Source organism: Leptospira noumeaensis (genome assembly GCF_004770765.1).
Lineage (GTDB): Bacteria > Spirochaetota > Leptospiria > Leptospirales > Leptospiraceae > Leptospira_A > Leptospira_A noumeaensis.
Window position 1 is genome coordinate 987,365 of sequence record NZ_RQFK01000026.1, and the last position, 18,609, is coordinate 1,005,973.

Here is an 18,609-nt window from a genome sequence, read left to right on the forward strand (position 1 = left end):
GCACCTATTAGATACTATTTCGATGAATAGACAATCGTAAATTTTAGGATTTTTGTGAATTATTTACCAACGCAAAATTTGCTAAAAATTCTACCGAGGATTTCTTCGTTGTCCACATGTCCGTTGACTTCACCAATTTCTTTAAGGGAGGAGTTGATTTCCTGAATGTAAATTTCTGCAGGTGCATTATCTTCCATCAGTCGGATGGCTTCTGATAAACTAGATTCTATTTTTTGAATATGATATCTTTGTCGGTCTTCCAATAGAACCACATCTTCCGAGTTATCTTGGGAAGTAAGTTTGGTTTTCAAAAGTTCTAATAAATGAGGAATCCCGATTTTTGTCTTACAAGAGATCTCTGTTATTTCCAATTCGAATTCATTCTTTAACTCATCTAATTGGTTTCTGTTCCAATCTTTGTTTTGATCATCGATTTTGTTGGCAACAAGGATGGCACCATGAAGCCTTTCTTTATGTTTTGTCAAAAATGAAGTTTTGTCAAAGGGAAGGGATGTATCGATGAGAAGTAATTTTACATTCGCACTGTCCGCTTCGCGTTTACTCCGTTCAATTCCCATTTGTTCTATGTTATCTGATGTATCTCGAATGCCTGCAGTGTCCACGAGTCGAATCGGAATTCCGTCCAAACTCAATTCCTCAGCGATATAATCTCTGGTAGTGCCGGGAATGTCAGAGATAATCGAACGATCTTTTCCAATGAGTAAATTCATAAGACTCGACTTACCTGTATTTGGCTCTCCAAATAGAACAACAGTGGATTGCAAAATCAAAGTTTCTGCACGTTCTGAATCTTTAATTAATTTGGAACAAAGATTCTTTAAAGAAATCATTCGATTTTTTCTTTCTTCCAAACTTTCAAAGGTTAAGTCTTCCGTAGAAAAATCTATTTCTGCTTCGCATTCTGCTTTCAGTGAAATGAGATCACTGCGAATTTTAGAGCTTAACTTTGTAATTTCGCCAAATACATTTTTTTGTGCTAACTCTAATTCATATCGAGAGCGAGCTTCAATGAGTCGACCAATCGCTTCTGCACCGGATAAATTGATTTTTCCATTTAAATAAGCTCTTTTTGTGAACTCACCCTTTTGCGCAGGTCTTGCTCCTTTTTCAAAAAGAATTTGTAAGGCACGTTTGAGAAGGATTGGATTTCCATGTAAGTGGAACTCCGCTAAACCTTCACCTGTATATGAGTTAGGTGCCGGAAAGTAAAAAAATACAATTTGGTCTAATGGTTTTTCTGAATCTATAAAATCACAGAAGATGGCAGTGCGTTTTTGGTTTGAGATGAATTCTTCGGTGAGAGGAGATCCGTTTTTTTGGAGAACGGCAAGGGCAATTGGCAATACGGCAGAGCCCGATACCCGAAGGATGCCAATCGCTCCGGGCCCTGAGGCTGTGGACAATGCCGCAATGGTATCAATCAAGATCTTCTTGGTCTACTCCGTCAGCAAAGTCTTCCACTGGAAGGCCTTTTTTAGTTGGATCTTCCAAATCTTTATATTTATGTTTTTCTTTTGCTGAGATGACTCGAACTCGTTTGAAAGTTCCGTTTCCTTCTGATCTTGTGAACACTCTTTCGTCTTCTTGGATTGCCATGTGAACAATTCTTCTTTCAAAAGGATTCATTGGATCGAGTAGTTTTGATCTACCCGATTTGATGACAGATGCAGCTATTGATTTTGCCAATCGAATGAGAGATAACTCGCGTTTGTCGCGATACGATTCAATATCCAAAACGATTTTTCGGTTATGACGAATTTTTGGATCGACCATTAGGTTGAGAAGGAATTGAAGTGAATCTAATGTGCCGCCTCTTTTTCCAATAATGAGTCCAGATTCTTTACTAGTAAGTTCGACATAGATTTTTCCATCTACATCACCCATTCCAACCACTTCGGCAGGGATCCCCATTTTTTTCAAAATAGTAATGATCACTCCATGAATGATTTTTTCGGATGGGATGTCGTTGTTCGCAACAAACGCACGTACGACGGCTGGTTTTTTTTGTGTGATTCCTAAAAATCCGGATTTTCCGGAATCAACTACTTCGAATCGTAAATCGCCTGGTTGGAGGCGAAGTGTTTCGAGTGAATATTCTTCTGCCTCACTTTTAGTTTTTCCTTCGGCTTCGAAAATGTAATTATTCATCTGTGATCTTCCTTGTTAAACAATGATTTCATTTTTTCTTTTTGTTCTGGTTTCTAAAACCCGGTCTTGCAACCGCTGAAGCGTTGTTTGCTGGTTCTGGTCCATTATTTTTTGGTTTTTTATCTTCCGATTTAACAAACTTGTTCGTATACAATTGTTGTGCGATGGACAGAATGTTTTGCATTGTCCAATACATTGTCACACCAGCAGGCATAGACCAAAAGAAGTATAACATGATTACAGGCATCATGTACATCATCATCTTTTGGTTAGGATCTGAGGAAACAGTTGTCATTCGAGACTGAACAACTTGTGTAGCCACCATAATGAGTGGAAGGATATTGATCGCAAGGGCACCAATAAAAGCTAACTTTGGAGTTGTGTAAACGGTGTCTGGTTCACTTAAATCGGTGATCCATAAAAATGGAGAATTCCAAAGATCCACTGTATCAGAGAAAGCAGTATACAATGCGATAAAGATAGGAATTTGGATGAGCATCGGAAGGCAACCAGCCATTGGATTGGTTCCGTTCTTTTTGTATAACTCTACAGTTTTTTCTTGTTTGAGTTTTGGATCATCCGCATATTTTTCGTTGATGAGTTTGATTTGTGGAGATAACTCCTGCATCTTCTTCATCGATTCCGCTTGTTTTTTGTTCAGCGGATAAAATGCTAATTTGAAAAGTATGGCAAAAATAACAATCGCCCAACCGTAGTTAGGAATGACGAGATAAATCTTTTTTAGAATCCAAACAATTCCATTACGAAGAGGGGTCGTAATCCCTTGGTTGAATGATTTGTCGAGAGAATCACTAAGGCCTGCAAATACAGAGTCTTTGTTGATTTTTGGATCAAGTTTGCTGTCACGGAAAGCGGTTCCATCAAGTTCCCGAACACCAACATAAGCCGCGTAGTCTAAGTTAACTTCTTCACCGGGACCAAGTTTCCAATTATCATAAACAAGAAGAACACCTGTTTCATTTCCTTTACGATTATCGAGAAGAACACCAGCTGGTTTATCATTTAATGGATCGATAACCCCAATGAAATAACGACTTCCTGTCCCTACAAAGTCAACGCGGTCATTCGAACCTTTTTTGATTTCGTAACGAGTGTCTTTTCCATCATTGGAACCAAATAGATTATCAAAAAATCCCTGTGTTGTTGTTCCGTCTACGTGGTCTTTAAAACTTCCATCCAAATAGTAATAACGGAAGTAGTGAGCATTGTCCCGATCGTTAAAATCTTCTTTTTTCTTAAGTACTGGACCAAGGGAACTAAAGGATCTAAAATAAACATCAGATTTTGATGAAGAAATATTGATGGTTTCGTTTGATCTATTTTTAAGTGTTAAATGAAATTTGAAATAATTTTCAGAAGGAAAAAATTGAAATTTCTTTTGGATGGTAAATTTTCCATCTAACGAAGGTGCTTCGAAGATTACAGTTTTTGTTTCAGAGTTGTAACTGGAGCTAAAGTTTACTAAGTTGTAAGCTGAAAAAGGAATGGTGTCTTTGTCTTCAATGATGTTGAAGTCAAAACCTTGACCCCTCGAGAGTTCGACTGCTTTTTCAGTTTGTCCATCAAATTCAATTTGAAACTTAGGATCTTTTGCGATGGCAAATTCGGAACCATCTGGTTCTTTATGATCTTTGATATAATATTCAGTGATCCTTCCACCTAAACTAGAAAAACGAACTAAAAAAGAATCTGTCTTTAACGCAAAGGTTTTTACATCTTCTGGTTTTACCGGATTTAACTTTGTTGTTTCAGTTGTTGGTTTTTTTAATTCTGCTTTCGGATCTGTAGTAGTTCCGTTAGTTTTCTCTTTTTCGGAGGTTTCCTTGTTGGAGACTTCATCTGCGGTTTTTGGTTTCGGTGTTTGTGGTGGAAAGAAGAAGTAGTTTATACCCATCCATACTGCTAAACTTAAAAATAGCGCGAGGAATAAACGACTTTGTCTGTTAGTGGAATCATTTTGCATAAGTTAACTCTTGTTAAAGGATTTCGGTAATGGGTCATGCCCACCCTCATGATAAGGATGGCATTTAGAAATTCGAACTACACTGAGAACAAACGCTTTGTACCATGGATAGGTTTCAAACGCTTGTTTGGCGTATTCAGAACAACTGGGGGTAAACCGGCAAGCCGGAGGCAATAGTGGGGACAGCAGTTTTTTGTAGAGGTAAATAAGAACCAAAAACAGCCGATTCATGGGAATTGTTTTAGAGCCGAAAGGAACAGAACCTCTCGGTCTTCCTTAGATAACTTCGCAAATTCTTTCTGAACCAGTAGGGCACAGTCGTATCCTACTGGTATTAAAGAAATATGGTTCCGAACCAGTTCTCTGAGAATTCGTTTGGAACGGTTTCGTGCAACGGCTGTTTTGTGAGTTTTATCGGGACAAAATAAAAAACTGGCAAACGGAAGGCCGTTTTTTCGGACAAGCCATCGCATCGGTGGCCTGCCCATTTTACGATTCTGACGAAAGAGTTCCTGGATCCTGGTTTGGTCGCGAAGGGTCTCCGCAGGAAGCTCCTAAATTAGAACTTTCTCCCGATTTTTTCGTCGGAAACAGTCAATTTAGCACGCCCTTTTCTTCTTCTGTTGGCTATCACATTTCTTCCGCCTGGGGTAGCCATTCTGGCTCGGAATCCGTGAGTTCTCACGCGTTTAATTTTACTCGGTTGGAATGTACGTTTCATGAAACACCTAATTAATCTATATATGATCGCAAAAATATGAGGTCTTTTGAAAGGTTTTTGGTACCCCCATGGAAGTCAAGGGGAATTGGTAAAAATGATTGGACAGCGACTTTCTTATGAGACATAAGGCAAAAACATTCCCTTTGAGGTGAGTGACTTACCTTTTCCAGTGGCTTTCGTTTGAAAGAGAGTCACTTCATCGCGTTATTTTCCAAGGAAACTCAATGATCTTTTCTCGTTCCATTTTCTCGAAACTGAGTTACCTTATCGCATCGCTTTCCTTTGAAACTGACACATTTTTTAAAGTCTCTTTCCTTTGATAGCGAGTTCTTTTTTCGCACCGTTTTCTCTCGAAACCGAGTTACCCTATCGTATCACTTTACTTCGAAACTGAGTTACCTTTTCCCATCACTTTCCAAAGAAAATTAGAAACCTTCTTTCATGAATTTCTTGGCCTCGGTTTCTATTCTTTTAAAGGTATTCAAAATCTTGGCGCTAAATGAAACAATACCCTATGTGCAACGGTAACCAGCTGAAAAAAGAAAGTGACTTACCTTTTCAACTGATGTTCAAAATTGCCTCGGTTTCCTTTGTGATCGGCTTACTTTGGACTTTGGCTTTACTTGCAGAGCCAAAGCAGAATCGAAGTTACAGAAAGAGTCAGAAACGAACAGACCTATCCTTAGTTTCGCAGAACCCTCAAACTTCTAACTCCTTCAAAAATTCGGATCATACAAAAGATCTGGATCTAGAGTTTGCTTTTAAGGAGTCCATCCATCATTTTGAGAGGAGACCTAAAGACAGCAAATTTCGTTTTGGAGAAGAGGAATATACAAATGAGGAGATCCTTCGTTCTTTAGAAAATCTCCAAACGATCATCCGAGATACACCCTCTCACCAAATTCAAAATGAAATCAAAAAACATTTTTTATCTGTTGTGTTGAGTCCTTCTGATGAACCACCAACTATAACAGGATATTATGAAATACGAATTCATGGGAAAAACAAACCACAGGGAGAATATCAATATCCTGCATTGTTTCCGCCCAAATTTGATCTTACGATGTCAGAAAATCCAAAACTCTTTCTTAGGGAAAAATGGAATCAAAAATCTATTTGGGAGAAATATTCCAAACCGATCATTTACCTACGATTGACAGACTTACATTTAGCCCAGTTGGAAGGATCCGCAGTTGTCGAAACAGAAACAAAAGAAAAATTTCGAATCAATTATGCTGCAGATAATGGTCAGAATTATATCAGTCCTTCTATTCACCTTCAAGGAATTTGTCCCAGTTTAAAACCATACCATCTTTCAAATTGTATCCAATCCAAACCTAAAGAAGTTACTGAAGCCATTTTAAAGAATCCAAGATATATATTTTTTGAAAAAGAATCGTTTCCAAAAAACCAAGTAAATGAAAATTCATTCGGACCAATGGGAAGTGACGGAATTCGTCTGGTTTCATTTCGATCTGTTGCTATGGACAAAGGAATTCCATTAGGATTGCCCGTATTTCTTTCTTTTCAATCGGCTGAAGAAACGATAAACGACCGTTTGGTGTTTGTTCATGATAGAGGAAATGCAATCACCGGTCTTGGTCGTTTGGATTATTATTTGGGAAGTGGGGACGGTGCGGAAGAAATGGCAAACAATTTGTTAACCAAAGGAAAAGTGATTTTGTTACTTCCTAAAAAAGAGAAAACTAGAAATAAATAAATTTCTTTTAATGTTAGAGAACTTTTTACGTTTCGTTTTTGATTCCTTGATAGAAAATCAAAAAAATTGATTCGATTTCTTGGTTTGGATCTAAGGGATATTTTGGTGCTAAAACAAATTTAGTAATTAGAAAACTCGCAGCCAAACTAAAAGATGCTCTTACAATTTGATTTGGATCCAAATCCTTTCTGATCTCTCCATTTTCTTGAAAGTATTGGAAAGCCTGGACTGAGGTATCGTATAAATTTGTCTTCCAAAGATTTCCAAAGATCTCAGCGAATTCTTTGGAAAAAAGAAGGGCACCTAAAAGTAGTTTTAATTTTTTGGGTTCTTTTGCTACAGCTTCATACCTTGCCTTTAAAATAGAAATGTACCAATCTTTAAAATTTGGTTTCAGAGTTTGTAATCTTTCTTTTAGGTCCGACATATGACCTGGCACAATTGTGGATAGAAGTAATCCCGATAAAACCCGTCTGTATAAATCATTCTTTGACGGAAAATATTTAAAGAGAGTGCGTTCTGTAACACCGGCTCTTTTCGCCAGTTCTGCTGTTGTGGCACCAGTAAATCCTAACTCAGCAAATACATCCTCAGCAGCATTTACTATACCGAGGGGATCGAAATGAAAAAAGTTCAATTAGGTTTGTTGCCAAAGTTGGAAATTGAATGAACGAGGAAGTCTGTGGATTCAGCTGAATCGGGAAGAGAGGTGCTCGCGGACGGACGCGTCAAATATTGGATTCGACATGATACAATCAAGGGCGTGCACCCAAAAATGTTGGTTTGGTGGTTCCAACATTTAGAAGGAGATATTGAATATGAAGGAAAGATTTACAATAGATACCATGTTTGGCATCCCGAAGATCATGTTCATATCAGTTATGAAAAGAGAAAACCTGATGGTAGTGTGGAACCTGGAGCGGCATTAAGATTCGTAGAATACTTGGGTAGAAACAAAAACTATTTAGTAAATGTAATGAGTCCCATTGAAAAATTAGATGAAGAAGGTTTCATTCATAATCCAAAACTATATGGTTTTTTACCTATTGCAAGAATGGAATATAGTTTTAAGGACAGCGCCGAAGGAACTCGTTATGAAAATCGTTTGATTATTGGATGGAAGGGATTTAGTTTTAAATTGATACGACACATCTTTGAATTTTTGTTTTTTGACAAACAACATGGTTTTTTTTGGATCAAACATAACATTGAAGAAGTAGGTCAGTTCGAAAAATTTTTACCGAATCTTTATAGGAAAGAAAATGAAAATTTACGGTGACAGACAATCAGGAAACAGTTATAAACTTTTACTAGTAACTTCCTTCTTAGAAATTCCTTACGAATGGATAGACATTGATATCAGAAAAGGAGAAACCAAAACAGATTCATTTTTACAGATGAATCCCAATGGAAAAATCCCCGTTTTGATTTGGAATGATGGAAGGATTTTATCTGAGTCCAATGCCATTTTGAATTTTTTAGCAGAAGGAAGTTATCTGATTCCCAAAGATAACTTTGAAAGAGCCAAAATGTTTCAATGGCAGTTTTTTGAACAGTACAGTCATGAACCATACATTGCAGTAGCAAGATTTATCAGTCATTATTTGGGGATTCCTGAAGAGAGACGTGCCGAATACGAATCAAAACAAGTTGGCGGTCATAAGGCCTTACAAGTTATGGAAACTCAACTAACAAAAACAATGTTTCTGGTTGGAGATTTTATGACTACGGCAGATATATCTTTATTTGCTTACACTCATGTTGCTCATGAAGGTGGATTTGATTTATCTTTGTATCCTAAGATCTTAGATTGGATCAAACGAATCCAATCTTTAGATAAATTTAAACCAATGAATTCATTCTGAATGAAGTTTACATTGTTCAGCGTCTGTTTCTAGTTCGATGGTAGTGTGAATGATTTCAAATTCTAAGGCAATTTCTCTAATTTTTTCTTTAATCTTTTGAAATTCATTTAGTTTGACTGTTTTGTCTATGAGCACATGTAGGGAAGCCACATGATGACTTCCATCTAAACTCCAGATTTTGATATCATGAACCGACTGAATCCCTTTGATTTTTTCCCAGTGTTCAATGAGGTCATTACGATCCACTGATTCGGGAACAGCTTGTAACATTACAATCATTACTTGTTTGATGTTACCGTATGCATTCCATAAAATCCATAATGCAATCGATAATGATAATAACGGATCAAACCAAGGGACTTTGAAATACATCATAACAACACTACCGATAAGGACTGCGACCCATCCCAGTATATCCTCTAAAAAATGAAGAAACACTGCTTTTTCAGCGAGTGATTTGCCATGGTTGAGTCGAATCATGGCAATCCCGTTGACAATAACACCTATGATAGCGAGGACAAACATTACATCTGCTTTTGTTTCTTCTGGCGTGACGAATCTTTTTATGGATTCGATGATCATAAATATGGAACCAACAGAAAGTATTACGGATATGATGAGTGCACCAAGTATGGAAAATCGTTTGTATCCATAATCAAATAAATTGTCTTTTGGTTTTGTCGAAATTTTTTGCAGATACCAAACAAGGGCCAATGATAAAGCATCGCCAAAATCATGGAAGGCATCGGAGATGATGGCGATGCTATTAGAAAAAAGACCCCCGATCAGTTCTAGAATTGAAAAACTTAAATTAAGTAAAAATGCCCAGGCTAGATTTTTAGACGAGGAAGAAGAATGATTGTGGTTATGGTTGTGCGAATGATGGTCGTGTTTAGAATGATTATGACCTTGTCCCATAGAGGATATATTTTTAGATTCGTTTTTTCTCTGCAACTAAAGAAAGAGGGGAAAACAAAATCAAATGATAGGATTGGGATTAATCAATCAAACAGTATTTCTGGTCTTGAATATAGATAACCCTGGACTACATGACAAGAAGTTTGTTTTAGCCGGAGGATTTGGTCTTCGTTTTCAATCCCTTCTGCAATAGTCTTTAATCCTAAGGAATCAGCTAAGTGGCAAATTGATTCTAGAAGTAGAAAATTTCTATCGGAACTTGCAATATCATCTAAAAACGATTTATCAATTTTTAATTCATCAAATTGAATTTTCTGCATATAATGAAGAGAAGAATAACCTTTTCCAAAATCATCTAAGGATACAGAAATTCCTTTGGATCTAAGTTCAGAAACAATTCGTTCAATGGTTTCGATTTCATCCAAGAATACATCTTCTGTGATTTCGAATATTATATTTTTTGGATCTATTTTTTGTTCTGTTAAACAATGGATGATATATTCATTAAAGTTTGGATATAAAAAGAAAATGGGTGATATGTTGATAGAAACTTGAATTCCTTTTCCGTAGGTTTCAAGTAGTTTAGGAATGTGTGAAATTACTTTTTCGAAAATACATTTTCCAAACGGGACAATTAACTCTGATTTGGTGATAATTGGAATGAATTCGTCAGGAGGCACATTTCCAAATTCCGGTGCATTCCATCTTGCGAGCGCTTCCAGGCCTATAGTTTTTCCAGAACTAATATCAACTTTTTCTTGGTAGGCAATTTTAAAACTTTTTTGATTGATTGTTTTTTCTAGATAGATTTTAAGTTTTTGTTCTCTTTCTATTTTTAATTCCATGTCTGGTTGGAACCAAACTAATTTTGGAAGGGATTCTTCCCTTGCTACGTTCATCGCAATCGAAAGTTTACGAATCATTTCATCTAAATTATTTGTATCATTTGCGAATTGAATTCCTGAAACACGATATTGTAATCTATGTCCCAATCGTTCTGGAGTGAGAATTTCGTTGTTATTTAAGTCAAATCTTACGATTGCGTCCTCAATTTTTGTTTTACTTGAATTTTGAATCCATAGAATGAATTCATCACCACCTAAACTGGCAACGAGTATATCTGGTCTTTCTTCATTGAATTGTTTTAAAACACTTCCAATCAGACCGAGAATTTGGTCACCAAAACTTATTCCGTGTAAAGCGTTGATCACTTTAATTCCTTTTATGTTGATGAGCAATAGAAATGTTTCAGGTTTACTTAACTCAATTTTATTTTTAATTATATTTTCGAATAAATATCTATTCGGTAAATGGGTTAAAGAATCATAAAATGCAAGTTTATCGATATGTTTTTTGTTTTTAAGTATTTTGCGTCTTGAATCTTTTAGAAAAACAATATTTTTGATTAATTTTGCTCTCAGTCTTTGGATTAAAAATCCACTTAATATTGAAAAAATTATAAGACTAACAGATTTAAAATACCACTCTCTTGGGCTATTATTTCTAATTCCTAAAAACTCTGGGAATTGAATCCAAGAGAAATAGACCATGACACCAAATATCCCAGGAAGGATGGATATTAAAAGTGACGAAACCAAACTTAAGATAGGTGGAAGGAAAACAAAAAATGAAATGATGATAAAGGCTAAGGAAATTTCTCCGGTTCCGAGTAATCCGCTGCGAACAAATGACAAAACGGATATGAAAATAGTGGTACCAATCAAACTAAAAACTCGAACGATCAATGGAACTTTGTTTTTTAATAAATATTCTAGGTATAAGATTCCAGATATTCCTAAATCGACAAAAAGGAAAATATAATCGATTTCACCTTGGTTTGTAAAAAATGGAATGATGTGTAAAATGGCCGCGAAGATAAACAAAGCAGATGTAACTAATAAAAAACGACGTAGTAGTGGACTTGTATCCTTTCTGAACTTCGTCCAATAGACATAGTTGTATCTCTCTGTTACCATTTGGTTCTCATTAGACGATTGAAACTTGTTCCGGAAAACCTTAAAAAAGCCTTTCCTTAGCGATTGGTCAAGACTAAGTTATCCTCATTGTGATGAATACTAATGATTTACCGGCCAAGTCTCCTCGAGATTCAGCAGTAGAAACTCGACATCTTGTACTTCCTAACGATGCTAACCATTATGGAACTGCATTTGGCGGGGCTATCATGAGTTGGATCGATTCGATTGCGGCGATGTCAGCACAAAGACATTCCGGTCACGAAGCTGTTACAGCAAGTATCGATAGAATAAATTTTATTACACCGATTCAAATTGGTGACCATGTCAATCTTAAGGCCATGGTCAATTATGTGGGTACTACTTCGATGGAAGTAGGAGTGCAAGTGAACCGAGAAAATCCATATACAGGGGAAATGGTTCGAGCTACTACCGCCTATTTATCGTTTGTTGCTTTGGACTCGAATAAAAAACCATGCCCTGTTCCTCCTTTACGATTGGATTCAGAACTAGAAAAACGTAGGTTTGCAGAGGGAAAACTTCGAATTGAGATGGCAAAGGAATTTGCTGCTAGAATCAAAGTGGGAAGAAAAGATATTTAATTATATCTTTCATACTCAGCGATTTGAGTTGTACTTTCCACGGAAGGTACAAAATACTTTTCCCTTATGTTTTTGTACTCGGGATCCGCAAAAAAACTGAGTTTGTTTTCTTTGTTTTTGAAATAAATCAAAAATAGACGGTTGATGGAATTTTCCGTTTCCGATCTTAATGTCTCTTGGATTTTAAAATCATACCGAAAACCACCTTCATACTTATCTAATAAATATTTCATTTCTGCTCTATATTTCGCATAAAGTTCATCATCCTTTACTTGGATTCCTATAATAGTTTCCAATGATAATAATTGTTTTTCCATATTTTTACCGCATATAAAATTAAATTACATTTTGTATCTTTTTGATATTGATTATTTAGAACAATGACTAGTTATAAAACCTTAAGTTTTTTTCTATTCTTCTGGATAAAGAAAATTACCAGAACTGCCATCACAACTAAAAATGGAATACTTACCAAATTGAGAGAAAGCCAACCAACTTTATTCTCCAAATAACCTGCGCTATATGTGGATAGAATCGCAAAAGAATAAACGATTGTATCATTTACAGATTGGATCGTATTTTTTTCCGAAGGATGATACTGTTCCACAAGTAAATTGGTTCCACCCACATACATAAAATTCCAACCAATACCGAGTAAAATGAGGGCTGTTGCAAAAGGTAAAAATTCTGTGCCTTGGATTGCGGCAAAACTTTCTAGTCCCATAATAAAAATCCCTAAAAGAATCAAATAGGGTGCTGTCATTTTTCGTACCAATTGGCCTGAAAAAAAAGAAGGAATGTACATTCCTAAGATATGCCATTGTAAAATAAGGGTGGATGCATGCATTTCGTGGCCATGTGATTTCATCGCAATGGGTAAAGCAGACATAAGCATCGCCATGATTCCAAAACTAAAGGCAGTTGCTAAAATGGAAATCCACAATCCGAAATTTTGAACATGAAAAGAAAAAGGTCGGGCCAATAATCTGGGAGAAGGATCAATTGTTACTTCTGTATTTTTTTTAGTTTCTTTGTTAGGTGTTGGTAAAAATAGAATCAATAAAAATTGTAAACATAAGTTAAAGATTAAAATTAAATAACATCCTAAATAAACTGAATTTGGAAAAAAATCTTTTCCGTAGAGACCAGCCAGTGGACCAAGAAATGCCGCAGGAATTCCTGCAATTAAAATCCATGATAAAGCACTTGCGCGGTCATGAGTTGGAACTGATTCCATGGCAACAAATCTTAAGTATTGGACAAATGCTTGATGAAATCCATATAACAAGTGTGCAGCGGAAAATAGAATAAAGTTTTTCTCATACATCGCATAAGAAACAAGAATTGCACCAAAGATTCCAATGATAGTTCCTGTGAGTAATCCAAATTTACTACCTTTCCACTTCATGATCCTAGATGCTGGAACTAAGCCGAGAAGAGTACCCAAAATCACAAAGGATATGGGTAAGGAAGCAGATTCGGGAGCAGGTGCTATGTTTTGGCCTGCCAAAGCAGAAACTGCCATAATCATGACAGTTCCAATTTGGAAGACAGTTTGAGTGATTGAAAATATTCCTAGGATTTGTATTTTATCTATAATGTTTTTCATATAAAGCGTAAGTTTTAGATTTTTGGGTTTCGATTTTCAAAACTTAGATTCCCAACTTAGAAATAATTTCCTTAGCTTGGGATACAAAATGTACTTCTTCTTCTTTTTTAAATGGAACAAAGATGTTTTTTTCAAATCGAACCGATAGATGTGCGTATTCAATACAACCTGCTACCGTTAATTCTGGTTTTGCTTTACCTGGAAAAATTTTAATATCCGATCCATCGGGAATCACAAGAGATCTGGCAGGAATTTTTTTTCCACCTCGGATCATACATCCAGCAGCAATTTGGGAACCATCTCCAATTTCCGCATTGTCTAAAACGATTGATCCAATTCCGATAAGAACACCTCTTCCAATTTTACAACCATGAATCATTACGTTATGACCAACTAATGTCCATTCGCCGATACTTATAGGACTTGTGCTATCTGTATGCAAAGTAGAGTTGTCTTGGATATTGACATAACTTCCTAGTTTGATTGTGTTCATATCGGCCCGCACCACAGCACCCGGCCATAAAGATACGGAAGTTCCATATTCAATCATACCGAAGGCAGTGGCTGAAGGGTGGATGAATGGTTTTGTAAAAACGGGAATTTCTGAATAGGACATGATATCAAAATCAACTTAGACTTTGAATTTCGCAACCGATAAATGTAATATCGTCTTGTTTTACATCTCCTTCAGTAAACGAAGCGAGTTCGGTGAGTACTTTTGCCATTGTATGATCCAAACTCATCTTTAAGTTTTCTTTTAAAATATCATACAAACGGTCTTCACCAAAAAGTTCTTTCTCTTCGTTAAATTGTTCAAAAATTCCGTCGGTAAAAAGGAAAATACGATCACCTTCTTCGATTTGGTGTTCAATGATCCTGTATTGGGTATGATCCATAAGCCCAATGATTTTTCCAGTTCTTGGAAGTAACTTTATGTCATGAATTCTCTGATGGATTTGGTCGGGATGTCCTGCAGAAGCATAAAATAACATTTTGTTTTTGAGATCAATATCACAGACAGAACAAGTAAATATTGTTTGAACATTACTATACTTGTTAATAAAAATTTGGTTCATATGAAATATTAAATCGTCAGGATGATCATAAATCATTTTGAGTGATTCGTATTCGGCTTTGATTGCCATGGTGATAAGAGCGGCTTGGATTCCGTGACCTGTGGCATCTGCCACAAAGATGCGATAGTAGTCAGGTTTTACCTGTGTTAGGTCATAAAAATCACCACCAACTTCTGACATCGATTGGTAATAGGAATGAAAATGAATTCTTGGATCGCTTGTTTTAATGTCGGAAAATAAAGTTTTTTGAATTTTTTTAGCAACATTCAAATCTTTTTTAATCAAGTTCAATGATTCATCTAAAGTTTTTGTTCGTTCCCTAACTTTTTCTTCCAATGTCACTAGTGCTAAGGCTTGGGTATTTGCTTTTTCTTCTTTTAATTCGTTGATTTTGTTGGCAAGAGCAAGTGATAAAATGCCTGCTTCCAAAGTGGAACCAATTTGATTTGCATAAATGGTGAATAGATTTACAGGTAATACACCGTTTTGCATCAAAGTGTACATTAAAATTCCAAAAAGTAAGGTAATCCAACCAAAAAGAAATAATCTGGCTTGTTTATTTCCTGTACTATAATTGATCAATGCAACTACAAGAACAGAAACTACGAATAACTGTGCAATGACATTACCCAAACGAACGGCAATGGGAATTGGCAAATAGGAATAAGGAATCAAAATATAAAACAAAACAATGATTTTTAATGATTGGATGAGTTTGTGAGACCAAGGATTTAATTCTCGCAGATTTAATGTTTGTTGAGCAAAAGTCCAACCTGATACGGCTGAACAAGTGACAATGATACTGCCAATTCGGTTGTGAATTTCTGGATGGTCTAATGTGACTACCTGATTGAGGATTCCATTCAAATACATTTGTAAGGCCAAATTAAAAAAAATTGATATGGAATATGAAATGTATGCCTTTTCTTTTAAGATAAAATATATGAATAAATTATAAATCACCATAATAAATATGGTTCCGTAAAAAAATCCCAAAATGGTATTTTCTAAATTTTCTTTTAAATAAAACGTTTCTTTGGAATAAAATCGAATCAGGTAACTTACATTTGATGATGATTTTGTTTCCAGGATTAGAGTTTTTGTTTCATTTTCTTTCCAATCCAATTCGAAAGCGATGGATTTAGAAAAAGCATCCCAGTGTGAATGTGCGATAAAATCTCCACCTTCTTTGATGGGTTCTAGATTTCCTTCTTCATATACACGTACAAAATCTAAATGTGGATTTCCTAAATCTAAGATCAGTTTGTTGGCAGAAGTTTGGTTAGTAGCTTTGATCCGAAGATAAACATGATCCGATTGGAAACCCAAACTTAAATTGTTTTTAAATATCGGTGTCCATCGGAGTTTTTGAAAATTAATGTCCGAGCCAGAAGAGATCGCATAATCGATTTTTTGCGGAACAAAACTATCATCGGTAATGGATTTTTGAATTTCCAATCGGGAACAAGAAAATAGCAAACCCGACAAAATGACCGTTAGGAGTGTCCGCATAAACTCGGATGATTTCCCGATAAAAATCGGGATTTGTCAAAACAAATTTATCTTAAGTTATAACCGTTCGCTTTGGCTGTTTCTACAAGGGAATCTGAAAGTTCTTTGAATCGATCTTGTGTAAACGTTTTGTCATAGGACATAAGTCTAAATCGATAGGTAACAGATTTTTTACCTTCCCCCACCGTTTCTCCTTGGAAGATCGTTTGAACAAATACGGATTCTAACTCTGGAATTTGCATACCTCGAACAAGAGTGACAAAGGATTCTGTCGTATCTTTTTCGTTCATTAGTAAGGAAAGATCCAATTGGCCTTGAGGAAAGTTAGACGGTGGAACAAAATGTGAATTCCTACCTTGTTTTTCCCATACTTCCACTAACTTTTCCATGTTAATTTTAGATAGGATAGCCCTACGTTTTAAATCATATTCGTCCGCATAACGTGTGTGAAGGATTCCTAATTCGGCAATTTCAATTCCATCATAGGACAAAACAAGTCCAGCGTTGGGATGGAAATAGTTGCGATTCGTTTTTGCCCATTCGTACTTAGGAAGGTTTAAATATTGGAAAAGTTCGGAAATAGTTTCTCTTACTTGTAAAAATTCTAATTCAACCGCGGATAAATCATTTGGTTTGTTTTTAGAAAGTGAAAGGATAGACATCCAACGTCTTTCTTCCGCAAGTTCCGTTCCTTTTCCTTCTTTATGATAGGTTCTACCAAGTTCAAACAAATTAACAGACTCAAATCGGTCTTGGTTTAGTTTGGCTTGTTTGATAAGTCCTGGGAATAAACTGTTTCGTAGTAACGAATGTTCGTCGGGCATTTCGTTTGCAATTTTTAAAGACGAACTTTCTTCCTTTGATTCTAATTTAGAATCAGTAGGTGAGGCAAAAGAATAATTATAAACTTCATTGAATCCCACTTCTAAAGCGAGGAAGTTTTTCACTCTTCTTTCTAATTCTCGTAATGGATTACGTATTGGTGTTTCCACTGCCATAGAAAGTGCTTCGGTTTTGATGGAAGCATAACCAATGGTTCTTCCAATTTCTTCTACAAGATCTTCGGGGATGGTCACATCGTAATTTTGTCTGAATCTTGGAACAAGGACGGATAGTTCTTCGTCTTTGTTTGTGACTTTGAACCCAAGTCGGTTTAATATTTCTGTGACTTCAGTTTGAGAAATATTTTTTCCAAGTTTATGACGAAGGAAACTTAGATTTGTTTGGATGGTAACTGATTTTGATTCTGTTTGGTTGAATCCTTGTGGTTCATAAACTTTGATATTTGGATTTCCGTTTTCTTTTAAAAGTTGTACAGCCCGTTTGATAACAGGTAAACAAGTGTAACTGTCTAATCCTTTTTCGTATCGAACAGCAGATTCTGTGCGGATATTTGTTTTACGAATTGTATAACGAACATCTTCTCTTTTGAAAACAGCAGATTCTATCACTATGTTTTTTGTAGAATCGGTTACTGCAGATTCTTTTCCTCCCATCGCACCAGCGAGGGCAACAGGATCTTTTCCATTTTGAATGAGGAGTAAGTCTTTTTGTAATTTGGGAGTGGTATCATCTAACAATGGAAATTTGTCGCCATCTTTTGATTTTACAACTGAGAAGGTTGTGGATTTTAATTTTTCACGATCAAAAAAATGTGTGGGTTGGCCAAGTTCTAACAAAAGATAGTTGGATACATCCACAACATTGTTGATGGAACGAATTCCACATTTTTCGAGTCTAGATTTGATTTTAGTATTCGATGGAGCGATGTTTACATTTTGGATGGAAGAAACATAATACGCATGAGCGTTATCCGATTTTTCTACCACCAAACCTTCGTTTCCCGATTCCCATTTTGTATTTGTTTGGAATGGAAAGTCGTTTAAAGGCAATTGGAGTTGCGATGCGAGTTCACGTGCAAATCCAAAATGATTCCATAGGTCTGGTCTATGTGTGATGGACTTATTATCAATTGTGAGAATGGTATCCTCCCATAAATAAAGTTTGCGTACAGAAATTCCAAGACTTGTGTCAGCGGGGAAAATCAAAACTCCAGAGGATTCTAATGCGAGGCCCAATTCTTTTTCAGAACAATACATTCCTTGGGAACGAACACCACGAAGTTCCGAATCTAAAATTTCTTTTCCATCCAATTTGGTTCCCGGAAGTGCCAAAGGAACAATGTCACCCACCTTTACATTGGTGGCCGCAGTGACAATTTGATAATCTTTGGAACCATCTGTAGCTATCGTTGTGGAAAGTTTTTCCGCATTGGGATGTTTTTCAAGTGATTTGATTTTGACAGTGATAACCGATGATAGGTGGATTTTAAATTCTTCCACATCATCGATCTCGCAAATGGATGTATTAATTTTTTCCAGAACCTTCTCAAATGGGATCTGGGAGAGCGGGGTAAATTCGTTTAACCAATCAACTGAAAGTTTCAAGTGAAATCCTTAA

Annotated in this window: 17 protein-coding genes and 1 pseudogene; 4 read left to right on the forward strand and 14 right to left on the reverse strand. The window is 36.1% G+C overall.

Going from position 1 to position 18,609, the window contains the following annotated elements; translation table 11 throughout:
• Positions 1-59: 59 nt before the first annotated feature.
• From mnmE to rpmH, 6 genes and pseudogenes are all read right to left on the reverse strand, one after another.
• The gene (gene mnmE / locus EHQ24_RS12860; protein ID WP_135601990.1) at positions 60-1,445 is read right to left on the reverse strand and encodes a tRNA uridine-5-carboxymethylaminomethyl(34) synthesis GTPase MnmE; all 1,386 of its coding nucleotides are present in this window, start codon (positions 1,443-1,445) and stop codon (positions 60-62) included.
• Positions 1,438-2,169, reverse strand: a complete 732-nt coding sequence (gene jag / locus EHQ24_RS12865; RefSeq protein ID WP_135587501.1) for an RNA-binding cell elongation regulator Jag/EloR — start codon at positions 2,167-2,169, stop codon at positions 1,438-1,440. Before jag ends, mnmE begins: the two co-directional genes overlap by 8 nt.
• Positions 2,170-2,197: 28 nt before the next feature.
• On the reverse strand, positions 2,198-4,153 hold the full coding sequence (gene yidC / locus EHQ24_RS12870) for a membrane protein insertase YidC (protein WP_208725771.1): 1,956 nt from the start codon (positions 4,151-4,153) through the stop codon (positions 2,198-2,200).
• Positions 4,154-4,156: 3 nt separating this feature from the next.
• Positions 4,157-4,384 (reverse strand): membrane protein insertion efficiency factor YidD, encoded by a 228-nt coding sequence (yidD, locus tag EHQ24_RS12875; protein WP_135596247.1) that lies wholly within the window; start codon positions 4,382-4,384, stop codon positions 4,157-4,159.
• Positions 4,381-4,683: pseudogene (locus EHQ24_RS12880) on the reverse strand (ribonuclease P protein component); the annotation flags it as partial. The pseudogene EHQ24_RS12880 and the gene yidD, both read right to left, overlap by 4 nt.
• A 29-nt stretch (positions 4,684-4,712) precedes the next feature.
• Positions 4,713-4,874, reverse strand: coding sequence for a 50S ribosomal protein L34 (rpmH, locus tag EHQ24_RS12885; protein WP_081431642.1), 162 nt, complete (start codon positions 4,872-4,874; stop codon positions 4,713-4,715).
• 514 nt (positions 4,875-5,388) lie between these two features.
• Between rpmH and EHQ24_RS12890 the strand changes: the two genes are divergently transcribed.
• Entirely contained in the window at positions 5,389-6,594 is a 1,206-nt protein-coding gene (locus EHQ24_RS12890) for an MltA domain-containing protein (protein WP_135601992.1), read from the forward strand.
• A gap of 25 nt (positions 6,595-6,619) precedes the next feature.
• On the opposite strand, the gene EHQ24_RS12895 is transcribed toward EHQ24_RS12890, so the two are convergent.
• Positions 6,620-7,231 (reverse strand): TetR/AcrR family transcriptional regulator, encoded by a 612-nt coding sequence (locus EHQ24_RS12895; protein WP_208725774.1) that lies wholly within the window; start codon positions 7,229-7,231, stop codon positions 6,620-6,622.
• A 45-nt stretch (positions 7,232-7,276) separates the two neighbouring features.
• Between EHQ24_RS12895 and EHQ24_RS12900 the strand changes: the two genes are divergently transcribed.
• Together EHQ24_RS12900 and EHQ24_RS12905 are read left to right on the forward strand one after the other, a co-directional pair.
• Positions 7,277-7,873, forward strand: coding sequence for a DAPG hydrolase family protein (locus EHQ24_RS12900; protein WP_244310418.1), 597 nt, complete (start codon positions 7,277-7,279; stop codon positions 7,871-7,873).
• On the forward strand, positions 7,857-8,459 hold the full coding sequence (locus EHQ24_RS12905; protein WP_135601993.1) for a glutathione S-transferase family protein: 603 nt from the start codon (positions 7,857-7,859) through the stop codon (positions 8,457-8,459). The genes EHQ24_RS12900 and EHQ24_RS12905 overlap by 17 nt, the downstream gene beginning before the upstream one ends.
• On the opposite strand, the gene EHQ24_RS12910 is transcribed toward EHQ24_RS12905, so the two are convergent.
• On the reverse strand, positions 8,451-9,377 hold the full coding sequence (locus EHQ24_RS12910) for a cation diffusion facilitator family transporter (protein ID WP_135601994.1): 927 nt from the start codon (positions 9,375-9,377) through the stop codon (positions 8,451-8,453). The two genes, EHQ24_RS12905 and EHQ24_RS12910, sit on opposite strands and share 9 nt — an antisense overlap.
• Before the next feature lie 83 nt (positions 9,378-9,460).
• A complete protein-coding gene (locus EHQ24_RS12915; protein WP_135601995.1) occupies positions 9,461-11,353 on the reverse strand; it encodes a putative bifunctional diguanylate cyclase/phosphodiesterase in 1,893 nt (630 codons plus the stop codon).
• Positions 11,354-11,442: 89 nt separating this feature from the next.
• Here EHQ24_RS12915 and EHQ24_RS12920 point away from each other — a divergent pair, with 89 nt between their 5' ends.
• Entirely contained in the window at positions 11,443-11,952 is a 510-nt protein-coding gene (locus EHQ24_RS12920) for an acyl-CoA thioesterase (protein ID WP_135601996.1), read from the forward strand.
• Here EHQ24_RS12920 and EHQ24_RS12925 read toward each other — a convergent pair.
• The 5 genes from EHQ24_RS12925 to pheT all read right to left on the reverse strand — a co-directional run bounded on the left by EHQ24_RS12925 (position 11,949) and on the right by pheT (position 18,596).
• Positions 11,949-12,269 carry a DUF1330 domain-containing protein gene (locus tag EHQ24_RS12925; protein ID WP_135601997.1) on the reverse strand — a complete coding sequence of 107 codons (321 nt, stop codon included), beginning with the start codon at positions 12,267-12,269 and terminating at the stop codon, positions 11,949-11,951. The two genes, EHQ24_RS12920 and EHQ24_RS12925, sit on opposite strands and share 4 nt — an antisense overlap.
• Before the next feature lie 71 nt (positions 12,270-12,340).
• Positions 12,341-13,561 carry an MFS transporter gene (locus EHQ24_RS12930; RefSeq protein ID WP_135601998.1) on the reverse strand — a complete coding sequence of 407 codons (1,221 nt, stop codon included), beginning with the start codon at positions 13,559-13,561 and terminating at the stop codon, positions 12,341-12,343.
• Positions 13,562-13,604: 43 nt separating this feature from the next.
• Positions 13,605-14,162 (reverse strand): gamma carbonic anhydrase family protein, encoded by a 558-nt coding sequence (locus EHQ24_RS12935; protein WP_425270095.1) that lies wholly within the window; start codon positions 14,160-14,162, stop codon positions 13,605-13,607.
• Between the two features lie 25 nt (positions 14,163-14,187).
• Positions 14,188-16,149 carry a 7TM diverse intracellular signaling domain-containing protein gene (locus EHQ24_RS12940; RefSeq protein ID WP_135602000.1) on the reverse strand — a complete coding sequence of 654 codons (1,962 nt, stop codon included), beginning with the start codon at positions 16,147-16,149 and terminating at the stop codon, positions 14,188-14,190.
• A gap of 47 nt (positions 16,150-16,196) precedes the next feature.
• Positions 16,197-18,596 (reverse strand): phenylalanine--tRNA ligase subunit beta, encoded by a 2,400-nt coding sequence (gene pheT, locus EHQ24_RS12945; RefSeq protein WP_135602001.1) that lies wholly within the window; start codon positions 18,594-18,596, stop codon positions 16,197-16,199.
• Positions 18,597-18,609 lie beyond the last annotated feature (13 nt).

What these genes read in the sequence shown, in the direction of transcription:
- EHQ24_RS12905 (WP_135601993.1), top strand. Translation starts at nt 7,857, where the DNA reads ATGAAAATTTACGGTGACAGACAATCAGGAAACAGTTATAAACTTTTA.
- EHQ24_RS12910 (WP_135601994.1), bottom strand. Translation starts at nt 9,377, where the DNA reads ATGGGACAAGGTCATAATCATTCTAAACACGACCATCATTCGCACAAC.
- yidC (WP_208725771.1), bottom strand. Translation starts at nt 4,153, where the DNA reads ATGCAAAATGATTCCACTAACAGACAAAGTCGTTTATTCCTCGCGCTA.
- rpmH (WP_081431642.1), bottom strand. Translation starts at nt 4,874, where the DNA reads ATGAAACGTACATTCCAACCGAGTAAAATTAAACGCGTGAGAACTCAC.
- EHQ24_RS12890 (WP_135601992.1), top strand. Translation starts at nt 5,389, where the DNA reads ATGTGCAACGGTAACCAGCTGAAAAAAGAAAGTGACTTACCTTTTCAA.
- EHQ24_RS12930 (WP_135601998.1), bottom strand. Translation starts at nt 13,561, where the DNA reads ATGAAAAACATTATAGATAAAATACAAATCCTAGGAATATTTTCAATC.
- EHQ24_RS12915 (WP_135601995.1), bottom strand. Translation starts at nt 11,353, where the DNA reads ATGGTAACAGAGAGATACAACTATGTCTATTGGACGAAGTTCAGAAAG.
- EHQ24_RS12925 (WP_135601997.1), bottom strand. Translation starts at nt 12,269, where the DNA reads ATGGAAAAACAATTATTATCATTGGAAACTATTATAGGAATCCAAGTA.
- yidD (WP_135596247.1), bottom strand. Translation starts at nt 4,384, where the DNA reads ATGAATCGGCTGTTTTTGGTTCTTATTTACCTCTACAAAAAACTGCTG.
- jag (WP_135587501.1), bottom strand. Translation starts at nt 2,169, where the DNA reads ATGAATAATTACATTTTCGAAGCCGAAGGAAAAACTAAAAGTGAGGCA.
- EHQ24_RS12940 (WP_135602000.1), bottom strand. Translation starts at nt 16,149, where the DNA reads ATGCGGACACTCCTAACGGTCATTTTGTCGGGTTTGCTATTTTCTTGT.